This is a genomic window from Novosphingobium sp. FG90, assembly GCF_057808725.1.
The window spans coordinates 79421-91772 of record NZ_JBMDIO010000021.1 but is presented as its reverse complement, the minus strand read 5'-3'; the positions used below and the strand labels follow the sequence as shown (position 1 = coordinate 91772).

At 66.2% G+C, this 12352-nt stretch carries 7 protein-coding genes; 3 read left to right on the top strand and 4 right to left on the bottom strand.

Annotated elements, in window-relative coordinates:
- Positions 1–91: 91 nt before the first annotated feature.
- From ACODRZ_RS17610 to ACODRZ_RS17600, 3 genes are read right to left on the bottom strand one after another with little or no spacing between them, the layout of a single operon-like run.
- Complete coding sequence (locus ACODRZ_RS17610) at positions 92–1489, bottom strand: efflux transporter outer membrane subunit (RefSeq protein WP_488970623.1); 1398 nt, start codon at positions 1487–1489, stop codon at positions 92–94.
- Positions 1489–4707 (bottom strand): efflux RND transporter permease subunit, encoded by a 3219-nt coding sequence (locus ACODRZ_RS17605; RefSeq protein WP_488970622.1) that lies wholly within the window; start codon positions 4705–4707, stop codon positions 1489–1491. Before ACODRZ_RS17605 ends, ACODRZ_RS17610 begins: the two co-directional genes overlap by 1 nt.
- Before the next feature lie 4 nt (positions 4708–4711).
- A complete protein-coding gene (locus tag ACODRZ_RS17600) occupies positions 4712–5788 on the bottom strand; it encodes an efflux RND transporter periplasmic adaptor subunit (RefSeq protein WP_488970748.1) in 1077 nt (358 codons plus the stop codon).
- Positions 5789–6008: 220 nt separating this feature from the next.
- Here ACODRZ_RS17600 and ACODRZ_RS17595 point away from each other — a divergent pair, with 220 nt between their 5' ends.
- The 3 genes from ACODRZ_RS17595 (at position 6009) to ACODRZ_RS17585 (ending at position 9831) form a co-directional block, all read left to right on the top strand.
- On the top strand, positions 6009–6737 hold the full coding sequence (locus ACODRZ_RS17595; RefSeq protein ID WP_488970621.1) for a response regulator transcription factor: 729 nt from the start codon (positions 6009–6011) through the stop codon (positions 6735–6737).
- A 10-nt stretch (positions 6738–6747) separates the two neighbouring features.
- On the top strand, positions 6748–8145 hold the full coding sequence (locus ACODRZ_RS17590; RefSeq protein WP_488970620.1) for an ATP-binding protein: 1398 nt from the start codon (positions 6748–6750) through the stop codon (positions 8143–8145).
- Positions 8146–8256: 111 nt separating this feature from the next.
- Positions 8257–9831, top strand: coding sequence for a sulfotransferase family protein (locus ACODRZ_RS17585; protein ID WP_488970619.1), 1575 nt, complete (start codon positions 8257–8259; stop codon positions 9829–9831).
- Positions 9832–9926: 95 nt separating this feature from the next.
- Here ACODRZ_RS17585 and ACODRZ_RS17580 read toward each other — a convergent pair whose 3' ends face one another.
- A complete protein-coding gene (locus ACODRZ_RS17580) occupies positions 9927–12323 on the bottom strand; it encodes a TonB-dependent receptor (RefSeq protein ID WP_488986218.1) in 2397 nt (798 codons plus the stop codon).
- Between the last annotated feature and the right edge of the window lie 29 nt (positions 12324–12352).

Sequence of the window (12352 nt, the reverse complement as noted above, 5' to 3'; positions counted from 1 at the left end):
CCGACGTGGAACGGCTCGCCGATGCGGGAACGCCGCTCAAGGAAATGGTGTGAACCATTCCTCCCCGAGTTTGCTCGGGGAGGACAACATACTACGAAGTCGGCGGGGCGAGGCTCTCGTCCGCGCCGATCGCGCTGTACATCGTGATGCGGTTCGTCAGGTCGGCTAGCACGGTGGAAATGCGCGTCTGCTGGTAACCGTAGAGCGAGCGCTGGGCGACCAGCGCGTTGAGAAACGTGTCGGTCCCCGCCCGGTACTGCGCATCGGCGAGATCATAGCTCTTCTGCCCCGCCGCGACGAGGCGGTCCTGCGCGGCGCGCTGCGTCGTGATCGTCCCGCGCCGTGCGAGTGCATCGGCGACATCCTTGAACGCCGACTGCACCGTCGAGCGATACGTCGCGAGGTAGTATTCCCGCTGCGCCTTCGCGTATTCGAGATTGCCCTTGTTGGTGCCGCCCAGCAGCGGCAGGCTGGCGCTGCCCGAGCCGCTGACGTTGAAGGCGTCGCCGGTGAACAGGCTGCCGAGCGCGGTGCTGGCAAGGCCGATAGCGGAGGTCAGCGAGATCGTCGGGAAGAACGCCGCCCGCGCCGCGCCGATCTGGGCGTAAGCGCTCTTGAGGTTGTGCTCGGCCTCGACCACGTCAGGGCGACGCAGCAGGACTTCGGACGATAGACCTGCGGGCACCTTGCCGATCCGCGTGTCGAGTTCGGCCAGAGACGCCGGCAGTTCGGCGTCCTGCACCGGCCCGCAGACCAGCAGTTCCAGCGCATTGCGGTCCTGCGCGACTTGCGTGGTCTGTGCGGCAATGTCGGAATTGGCCTGCTCCAGCGTCGTTTCCGCCGAGGCGAGGTCGCTGGCGCTCGTCAGGCCGGATTTGAACAGCGAGCGTGTCAGATCGACCGAGCGCTGGCCGCTGGCACGGGTCTGCTCGGCCAGCGCCAGCAGGTCGCGGTCGGAGGCGAGGGTGACGTAGGCGGTCGCCACGTTGGCCACCAGCGTAAGCCGTGCCGAGCGATAGCCGGATTCGGTGCCCAGATAGGTCTCCAGTGCCTCGCGGCTCTGGTTCTTGAGGCGACCGAACAGGTCCAGTTCGAAGGAACTGAAACCGGCGTCGGCGCTGTAGCTCTGGTTGGTGAACTGGGTCGAGTTCACCCCGTGCGTCGCGCTGGCGTCGGCACCTGCGGCTATGGTGGGCAACTGGTACGAACGCTCGACATGGTACTGCGCTCGCGCCGACGCCACGTTCGCTAGGCTCGCCTGCAAGTCCTGGTTGTTGGCGAGCGCCCGTTCGATCACCGCCTGCAGGCGCGGATCGGCGAAGAGCGTGCGCCAGGGCATTCCGGCCGCGCCCGATTGCAGCGGCTCGTAAGCCGCGCCCTGCGGCCACTGCGCTGGGGCGGCGGCTTCGGGGCTGACGTACTTGGGTGCCATGTTGCAGCCGGAAAGGGCCACGGCCAGCGCCATCGTGGAGATCAGGAAGGGGCGCATCAGGCGTGGTCCTCGGTCTGGGTGGCCGGTGCGGTCGTCGCGTCCTTGCGGTGGAACACGCGGGCGACGATGATGAAGAACATCGGCACGTAGAAAATGGCGAGCGCGGTCGCGGTCAGCATGCCGCCGAACACGGCGGTGCCGATGGCGATGCGGCCTTGCGCGCCCGCTCCGCTGGCGATGGCGAGCGGCACGACGCCCGCCATGAACGCGATCGAGGTCATCATGATCGGTCGCAGGCGGACGCGGGCCGCTTCCAGCGCGGCGTGCAGCATGTCCTTGCCTTCGCGCCGCGCGGTCTCGGCGAACTCGACGATCAGGATCGCGTTCTTCGCGGCAAGGCCGATCGTGGTGAGCAGGCCGACCTGGAAGTAGATGTCGTTCTCCAGACCGCGCGCGGCCACGCAGACCACCGCGCCAAGGACGCCGAGCGGGATCACCAGCAGCACCGCCAGCGGCACCGACCAGCTCTCGTAAAGCGCGGCGAGGCACAGGAACACGACGGCGACCGACAGGATGTAAAGGTAGAGCGCCTGTCCGCTCGACTGGTTCTGCTGGTACGACAGGTCGCTCCAGGCATAGCTCGTGCCCGGCGCCAGCTTCTGCTGCAGCGCGACCATTTCCTTCATCGCGTCGCCCGAACTGTAGCCCGATCCGGCGCTACCCTCGATCTGGTACGAGGATCGGCCGTTGAAGCGCGACAGGCCGTTCGGGCCGGTTTCCCACTTCATCGTCGTGAAGGCGGAGAAGGGAACCATCTTGCTGGTGCCATCGGCATTGGTCGCCGAAGTCGAGCGCACGAACCACTTGTCGAGGTCGCTCGGCAACATGCGCGAATCCGCCTGACCCTGCAGGTAGACCTTCTTCACGCGGCCCCGGTCGATGAAGTCGTTGACGTACGTGCCGCCCCATGCCGTGCTCAGCGTATCCGTCGCGTTGTCCACGCTGAGGCCGAGGACCGACAGCTTGGCATCGTCGAAGGTGATGTCGAACTGCGGCGTGTCGGGAAGGCTGGAGGCGCGAACCTGCGAGAGCTTGGGGTCCTGATTGGCGGCGGCGATCAGCTTGTCGCGCAGGGCGACGAACTTGTCGTGGTCCATGTTCGAGGAGTTCAGCAGCTGGAACGTGAAGCCGTTCGACTGGCCGAGGCCCTGGATCGAGGGCGGGGTCATCACGAAGACCTGCGCGTCGCGGATCTTCGACAGCTTGCCCATCAGGCGGCCGCTGATCGCGGTGGCGTTCTGGCTCGAACTGGTACGCTCGTCGAAAGGTGCGAGGCTGGCGAAGCCCATGCCTGCGTTCTGGCCGGAGCCCGAGAAGCTGAAACCAGCGATGGCGAACAGCACCCGCACGTTGCTGCCTTCGGAGGCGAACGCCTGCTCGATCTCCTTGCGGACCTTGTCGGTGCGCTCGGCGGTGGCGCCCGCAGGCAGCTGGTAGACGACCATGACCTGTCCCTGATCCTCGGTCGGCAGGAACCCGGAAGGCAGGCGCACGAAGAGTACGATGATGACGAGGATAACGGCGCCATAAGCCACCAGCCACCAGCGCCGCCGGGCGATGGCGCGCTCGGTCACGGCGACGTAGCGGCCGGTCATGCGTTCGAACCAGTCGTTGAAGCGGCCGAAGACGCGGTCGAGTGCGCGCTTCATGCGCAGCGGCATACCGCGCAGGCCCGGCGCGGGCTCGCGGGCTTCATGCTCGTGTTCGGCCTTGGGCTTCAGCAGCATCGAGCACAGCGCCGGGGACAGGATCAGCGCGGTCAGTACCGAGAGCCCCATGGCCGAGACGATGGTGATTGAGAACTGGCGGTAGATCACGCCGGTCGAACCGCCGAAGAACGCCATCGGCAGCAGCACCGCCGACAGCACCAGCGCGATGCCGACGAGGGCGGAGCCGATCTCCTCCATCGACTGCACGGTGGCGTAGTACGGGCTGAGTTTCTGCTCGTGCATCAGGCGCTCGACGTTCTCGACGACGACGATCGCGTCATCGACGAGCAGACCGATGGCGAGGACCATCGCGAACAGCGTCAGCGTGTTGATCGAATAGCCCAGCACCGCGAGGATGCCGAAAGTGCCGAGCAGCACCACCGGCACCGCGATCGCGGGCACCAGCGTCGCGCGCCAGCTTTGCAGGAAGGCGTACATCACCAGCACGACGAGGACGACCGCGATCAGCAGCGTCTCGATCACTTCCTCGATCGACAGCTTGACGAAGTCGCTGGTGTCGCGCGGATAGGCGATCTTGTAGCCTTCGGGCAGGCTCTGCGACAGTTCGCCGACCCGTTCCTTGACGGCGGCGACGGTCTTGAGCGCGTCGGCGCCCGAAGCCAGCTGGATGCCGATACCGGCGCCCGGATGGGCGTTCATGCGCCCGTTCACCGTGTAGCTTTCCTGGCCCATCTCGACCGTGGCGACGTCCGACAGGCGCACGATGGAGCCATCCGTCAGCGTCTTGACGACGATCGCGCGGAACTGCTCGGGCGTCTGCAGGCGTGACTTCGCCTTGACGACGGCGTTGAGCTGCTGCCCCTTCGCCAGTGGCTGCGCGCCGAGCTGACCGGCGGACAAGTCGACGTTCTGCGCGGTGAGGGCGCTTTGGACGTCGGAGGGGATCAGCTGGCGCGCCTGCAGCTTCGCGGGGTCGAGCCAGATGCGCATGGCATATTGCGAGCCGAGCACGCGCACGCCGCCCACGCCGTTGACGCGGGCAAGGTCGTCCTGGAAGTTGGAGACGAGGTAGTCGGCGACGTCGCTCGACGAGGTCTTGTCGCTCTCGTCATAGAGCGCGACCACCAGCACCATGTCGGAGTTGGACTTGGTGACGGTCAGGCCCTGTTGCTGCACCTGGCTGGGCAGGCGCGAGTTCGCCTGCTGCACCTTGTTCTGCACCTGCACTTGCGCCACGTCGGGGTCGGTGCCCTTCTCGAAGGTCGCGGTGACCGAGGCGGAGCCCGAACTGTCGGAACTCGACGAGAAATAGAGCAGGTTGTCGATGCCGGTCAGCTGCTGTTCGATCACCTGCGTGACCGAGTTCTCCAGCGTCTGCGCCGATGCGCCCGGATAAGTGGCGCTGATGTTGACGGAAGGCGGGGCGACGTCCGGGTACTGGGACACGGGCAGGCTAATGATCCCGCCGATGCCCGCCATCATGACGACGATGGCGATGACCCAGGCGAAGATCGGCCGGTCGATGAAATAGCGACTGAGGTTCATGGCGTTACTGGTCCAGCTTCGCGGCCACGGCCTTGACGGTCGCGCCTGCGCGCGTCTTGTCGGAGCCCTCGACGATCAGGCGGTCGCCCGCCTTGAGGCCGCTGGAGATCAGCCACTTGTCGCCGATCGCCTGCCCGACCACGACCGAGCGCTGCTCGACCTTGCCCTGCGCGTTGACGACGAGGGCGACGCCGTTGCCCTTTGCATCGCGCGAGATACCCTGCTGCGGCGCGAGGATCGCGCTGCGCATCGTCCCCTGCGGCGTATCGACGGTCACGAACATACCCGGCATCAGCAGCCCGTCGGGGTTGGGGAACTTCGCGCGCAAAGTAACGGTGCCCGCTTCCGGATCGACGTTGACCTCGTTGAACTCGACGGTGCCCTTCTGCGGGTACTGCGTGCCGTCCTCCAGCGTCAGCGTGACGGCGGTGCTGGCGGGTATGATGGTGCCCTTGGCGAGACTCTTGCGCAGTTTCAGCAGGTCGGCGGACGACTGGGTGATGTCGACAAAGATCGGGTCGAGCTGCTGGATCGTCGCCAGAGCATCCGACTGCCCGGAGGTGACCAGCGCCCCTTGCGTGAAGGCGGAGCGGCCGATGCGCCCGGTGATCGGCGCATAGACGCGCGTGAAGCCGAGGTTGACCTGCGCCGTGCGGATCGCCGCCTGATACTGGTGTACGGAAGCGGTCGCGGCGCGGGCGGAGGCGATGGTCTCGTCGCGGTCCTGCGCGCTCACCGCGTCGGTCTCGCCCAGCGTGCCGTAGCGGCGTGCCTTGGCCTGCGCGCTGTAGAGCGTGGCCTGCGCGTTCTCCAGCTGCGCGCGCGAGGTATCGAGCGTCGCTTTGTAGAGCCGTGCGTCGATCTGGTAGAGCGGCTGCCCGGCCTTCACCACCGAGCCTTCGGTGAACAGCCGCGCCTGGATGATGCCGTCAACCTGCGGGCGCACTTCGGCGACTGCGGTGGCGGCGGTGCGGCCCGAAAGCGAGGTCGATACGGTGACCGGCTCCGCCTTCAGCGTGACCACGCCGACCTCTACGGCCTGCTGCTGCGGCGCCGACTGCCCGCCGCACCCGGCGGTCATGACGGTGGCGAGCGCGAGGGCGGAGGCGACGGCAAGATGCCGGATGGAAGGTTGCAACCCGAAGGCTCCTTTTACGGAAACATGTTTGGGCGCCGTATCCTGCCGAGGGGCCTCAGCGGGCAAGCCTCGGCGCGTTTCGGCATGTTGCGTCGTGCAACCAAATGTCGCGCCGTGTATCTTGGGGCAGACAAGGATACCGAAGCGGATTAGACATCAGCCCATGACCGCAACAGCCCCCGTAGCCAATGGGCGCATCGTCATCCTCGAAGACGACCCCGACATTCGCGAACTGATCATCGGCCAACTCTCGCGCGAGCCGCAGGAGGTGGAGGCTGTCGGCACCGTGGCGGAGCTGCGCGCGATCCTGAAGCAGCGGCATGTGGACCTGCTGATCCTCGACCTCAACCTGCCGGACGGGGACGGGCTCGACCTGTGCCGCGAGCTGAGCGCGTCGGGCCATCAGGGCGCGATCATGATGGTGACCGCGCGTGACGACGCCATCGACCGCGTGCTGGGGCTGGAACTCGGCGCCGACGATTACCTGACCAAGCCGTTCGAGCCGCGCGAGCTGCTGGCGCGTGTGCGCAACCTTCTGCGCCGTGCGCGCGTGGCCGATCAGGGCCGCCCGCGCGGCGCCCGGTTCGCGCGCTTCGGTCCGTGGCGGCTCGACCTGCACCAGCGTCGTCTGGTGACCGACGACGATCGGCTGGTCATGCTCTCCTCGGCCGAATACCGGCTGCTTCGCCAGTTCGTCGAGGCGCCCAACCGCGTCCTCTCGCGAGAAGAACTGCTGCCCGAGCGCAGCGCCACGGTGGCGTTCGACCGGACCATCGACATCCAGATCAGCCGCCTGCGCCAGAAGCTCGCGGGCGTGCAGGGGGGCACCGACCTCATCCTCACCGTGCGCAGCGAAGGCTACGTGCTGCCGGGGCCTGTGTCATTTGAATGAGTCTCGTCGGGTGACCGGGACCACGGCCTCCCGGTCGGGCTGGTGGCGCGATGCGGCCCGGTGGCTGCGCGCCTACCCGGGGTCGCTCGCGGGGCAATTGACGCTGATCCTGGTGATCGGGATGCCGGCAGCCTCGCTGCTCGCGCTGCACGTCTCGCAGGTCTGGAAGGATAATGCCTTTGCCGAACGGCAGCACGAAGCCGCCCTGCTGAGCGCGGCCGATATCGCGCGCCGTTATCAAACCGCGCCCGAGAGAACGGAAAAGTGGCTCTCCGCCGGCTTTATCCTCGGAGCGCACAAGGCCGATGCGGCGCTGGCGACGAGGGGCTGGGAGCCGGCCCTGTCCCGCAGCGTCAGCCAGCGGCTTGGCCACCCGGCGCAGGCGCGCAAGCTGCGACGGGCGGAATGCTTCTCCAACTTCGTGCGCTACCCTCCGGCGGCCGGGATGAACACCGATCCGCTTCCCGATTGCTGGCTCGTGCATTACGTAGATGCAGTGGGCACGGAACGGCACTTCGTGATCGACCTCCTGCCCAATCCCGATCGGGGCCAGCCTCCCGTCGGTCCGCCCTACCTCGAGCTTATCGTCATCGCCGGTGCCCTGCTGGGCCTTCTTACCGCGCGCATCGCCACGGCCCCGCTGCGGCGCATGGAGAAGGCGGCGCGGCAATTCTCGCTGGCGGGCGATCTTGAACCCATCCCGGTCAAGGGGCCGAGCGAGGTACGCGCCGCGCTGGAGACGTTCAATCTTGCGCAGTCGCGCGTGCGCGAGGGCCTGCGCGAGCGCACGCAGATCCTTGCCTCGGTGACGCATGACCTGCAGACGCCGCTGACGCGCCTGCGGCTCAGGCTAGAACAGGTCGAGGACGAAGTGCTGCGTGCGCGGCTGGTCGCCGACCTTGCGGTGACGCAGCAGATGGTGCGCGACGGCCTGGACCTCGCGCGGAGCAGCGAGGTGCGCGAGCCCTGGGCGGTGATCGACGTCGATTCCGTGCTCTCGGCGCTGGCCGAGGATTATACGGAGATCGGCCGCGAGGTGTCCTTCGTCGAGCAGCGCCGGGTGGAAGCGCGCGTCAAGCCCAACGCGCTGGGCCGTGCGCTCGCCAACCTCGTGGACAATGCGCTCAAGTACGGCGGCACCGCGGAACTGCGCTGCATGATGGAGAAGGGCGACCTCGTCATCCACGTCATCGACCACGGGCCGGGACTGGCCGACGACGAGATCGAGAGCGCCTTCCAGCCGTTCCGCCGCCTCTCCACCAGCAAGGGTACGGGCACGGGCACGGGCATCGGCCTGACCATCGCGCAGGCGCAAGTCGCGACGTTCGGCGGTGTCGTCACGCTGCGCAATGCGGCCGAAGGCGGACTGATCGCGGAAATCCGCGTTGAGGCCGCGAAAGTGCCCTGAAATGGCGGCTGAACCGCAGATTGTCAGCACCGTTGGAGGCGGTTAGGCTGGTGAAAGTACCCATGCCAGAGGTGTTTCCGTCCATGCCCTTCCTTTCGACTGCCCTGCTACATGACGCTTGAAGCACGGGCGAGGGCGGCGCTGCGGCAGGGGGACCTGCAGGGCGCGGTAACCGCTGCAGGCGCGCTGGCGAAGGCCAACCCGGACGAGCCGACGGGTTTCTTCCTGCTCGGCGTGGCGGCGGCGGAGGCGGGGCAGATCGCGCGCGCGGTCCCCCTGATCGAGGCGGCGGTGGCGCGCGGACCTCAGGCCGAGCACCTTGCGCAACTGGCGAGGCTGCTGATCCTGTTGCGTCGCGACGGAGAGGCGGCGCAAGCCGCGCGGCAAGCCATGGCGCTCTCGCCCGGGGATGCGCGCACTTTCGATACAATCGGCTGCGTGCTGGCCCGCCTTGGCGATCACGAAGCCTCTTTCGCGCCGTTCACGGCGGCGGTGGAGGGCGAGCCCGGAAACCTCGAATACCGCTACAACCTTGCGGCGGCGAGCGGCTTCACCGGCCGGGTCGAGCAGGCGCGGATGCATTACGAGACGATTATCGCCGCCGATCCGGGCAACGCGCGGGCGCACTATGCGCTGGCGATCCTGTCGCGGCAGACCGCGCAGGCCAATCACGTCCCCCGGCTCGAAGCCGCGCTGGCGGCTGCCGTCGATCCCGCCGATGCACTGCGCATCCGTTATGCCCTGGCCAAGGAGCATGAGGATATCGGCCATACCGCCGATGCATTCCGCCACCTCTCCGCCGCCAACCATGCCCACAAGCGCAACATCGACTACGATTTCGCACAGGACGCCGAGATCTTCGACGCGATCGAGGCGGTGTTCGGCGCCGGGGACCCTGTGAACGGCCCCGTAAATGGCAGCGGCCATGCCGGAGCCTCGCCGATATTCGTGGTCGGCATGCCGCGCACCGGCACCACGCTGGTCGATCGCATCCTTTCGTCCCATCGCGATGTCGAGGCGGCAGGCGAACTGCAGGCGATGCCGATCGCGGTGAAACAGCTTGCGGGCACTCCATCGCGCCGCGTGATCGATGCCGAAACCGTAGTGGCGAGCGCCGCGATCGATCCGGAAACGCTGGGCGCCGCCTATCTCGAACGCGCAGCGCATCATGTCGCGCGGGCAAAACGGCGGTTCACGGACAAACTGCCCGCGAATTTCCTCTATATCGGTCATATCGCGCGGGCTTTGCCCGATGCCCGGATCGTGTGCCTGCGCCGCAACCCGATGGATACGGTCTGGAGCAACTACAAGAACCTGTTCGCCAGCCAGTCGGCCTATTACGCATATTCCTATGATCTGATGGACACGGCGCGCTACTATGCGCGGTTCGACCGGCTGATGGCGCTGTGGCAAAGGTTCTGGCCGGAGCGCGTGCTGCAATTGTCCTACGAAGCGCTGGTTGCCGATCAGGAGGGTCAGACGCGGCTGCTGCTGGATCACTGCGGGCTGGACTGGGATCAGGCGTGCCTGTCGTTTCACGAGAACACGGCGGCCGTCGCCACGCCGAGCGCCGCGCAAGTGCGCCGCCCGATCAATTCCGATGCCATGGGCAAGTGGCGCGCTTACGCCGATGCGCTTGCACCCGCGCGCGACTGGCTTCAGGCGCAGGGTGTGCAGACAGGGTAAAGGCCGCTTCCACAACAGGAAATGGGGCGCTTTTCCGATCATGGAAAAGCGCCCCGATCCTGTCTGCGAATATACCTGCCGGTATCAGGCAGGCGTCAGTACTTGATATGGGCTTCCACGCCGACGACGCGCGGCGTCAGCACGGTCTGGCTGTAGTAGCGAACGGCCACCCCGTCGTTGACACCAATGCGCGAGCGGTCGTTACCGACCGAGACCACGGCGTACTTGTCGAAGATGTTGTTCGCGAACACGCTGACCCCGAACTTGTCGGTGTCATAGGACAGCGAGGCGCGGTGCAGGACATAACCGTCCAGCTTGTCGCCATAGGCACGGTCCCAGCCGAGGCGGCTGACGACGCTGCCGCGATAGGTGGCCGTCCAGTTGGCCGAAAGCTCACCGTTGCCCATCGGCACCGTGTAAGTGGCACCCAGGCTGCCCGAGTTCTTGGCCGAGTTCGGCAGGCGATCGCCGGACAGCGCATCGAGCTGGACGAAGCGGAAGCTGTAGTCGTTCGGCACCCGGCGGATGGTGAGGATGCCGGGGATGTCTTCGGTGAGGTAGGCGTCGTTGTAGGCATAGTTGCCCTGAATCGTGAGGGCCGGGATCGGCTTGATCTGGAACGAGGTTTCGATGCCCTTCGACACCGCGCGGCCGCCGTTGACGGTGATGCCGGTCGCGCCGTTCACGGTTGCGGAGGCAACTTGCAGGCCGGTCCACTTGGTGTGGTAGGCGTCGATATTGAACGTCACCTTGCGGTCGAACAGCTGGGCGCGGAAACCGACCTCGATCGTCTTGGTCGAGTCCGGGCCGTACTGCAGTTCGTCGGGCAGAGCGCAGATGTTCTGGCCCGGCGGCAGCGGATTGTCGCAAGGCGCGACCGTGTTCGGCCCGCCGATCCGATAGCCCTTGCTGTAGGTGGCATAGGCCATCAGGTCGGGCGTGAAGTTGTAGGAAGAGTTGAACTTCCAGACCCAGCCATCCTGACCGGCCTTTCCGCCCGACACCGTCTTGTCATAAGGGCTGAGCGGCTGACCGAGCAGCGGCAGGGTCTGCGCGCCGGCAATCTCCGAGCTGTATTTGAAGTAGCGCGCGCCGGCCGTGACCTGCCATTCCGGTGTGACGTGGAAGGTGCCTTCGCCGAATACCGCCTGCTCTTTGACTTTCGAACGGGTGTAGGAAACGTATTCCAGTTCGTTCGGGTTCGTCGCCAGATCGACCCAGGGGTGGCCGGGAACGTGCTCGGCATAATCGCTCTGCAGTTTCTGCTCGTTGTAGAACCCGCCGAGCACCCAGTTGAACGGGCCGCCGTGGGTGGAGACGAGGCGCACTTCCTGGTTGACCTGCTGGCGGCGGCTGTAGCGCTCGTTCCAGCTGGAGAACTCGGGGAACAGTTCGTAGTCGTAGTCGAGGTCGAGCAGCAGGTCAGTGTTGTCGGCGCGCGATTTCGACTTCACGTTGGTGTAGGCGCTCGTCCAGACGAGGTCGGCGATGTCGAAGACGTTGGCGTTGATCTCCATGCTCAGGAGATGCGCGCGGCGGTTCATCGGCTCCTTATAGCGTGCGGCGCTCTCGTACTTGCCCGAACCCAGGACACCTGCACTGTTGGCCTGCGAGCCCTCGGTCTTCGTGCGCTGGAAGGCGTAAGTGAAGATGACCTTGAAGTCGTCGTCGGTCTGGAAAAGCAGCTGGTTGCGGGTGGTGAAGGTCTTCTCGAAGTTGAGATCCTTCGCCTTGTGCAGGTTCGCGTCGTATTCCGCGCCGGTCGGGCGGGAGGTGCCGTTGGGCTGGGGGTCGGACACGCCCGGCTCGTTCAGCAGGAACGGATAGTCGATGAAGCCGGGGTCGTAGTAGTAACCGGTCGAGGAACGGAAGGCGATGTGGTCCTTCACGATCGGGATATTGACCATCCCGTCGACCTGATAACCGAGCTTGGATGCGTGCGACTTGACGTAAGTACGGCCGTGCGCCTCGCCTTCCCATTCCTCCGTGTTGGGGCGGTTGGGAATGTAGCGGATCGCGCCCGCCATCGTGCCGAGGCCGTAGAGCGTGCCTTGCGGACCGAGCAGGGTCTCGACGCGCTGGATGTCGAGCAGCTTGAAGTCGTAGTAGAGCGGAACTTCGCCTAGGTAGATGCCCATGGCGTTGTCGTAGTCATCGCCGTCGGTCTGGGTGTCCGATGCGTTGAGGCCGCGCATGACGATCGTGCCGGTGCCGCGCGGGCCGGTGTCGGAGATGGTCAGGCCGGGGGTGAAGTCCGCCAGGCCGCGCACGTCGTTTATGCGCTGGCGGGCGATCTGGTCCGCGCCGATCGCCGAGATATTGATCGGCGTGTCCATGATCGTGGTTTCGCGGCGGGTGCCGGTGACGATGATGGCGTCGCCCTCATCGGAAGCCGCAGGTGCCTCCTGCGCCGTGGCGGGCATCGCGAGCACGGCGCTCGTGATCATGGTTGCGGACAGAAGCCCTGCTCTCAGTTTCGCGCGATAAGTCATGTGCTTCCCCAGTTTCGGTTGACGTGCCC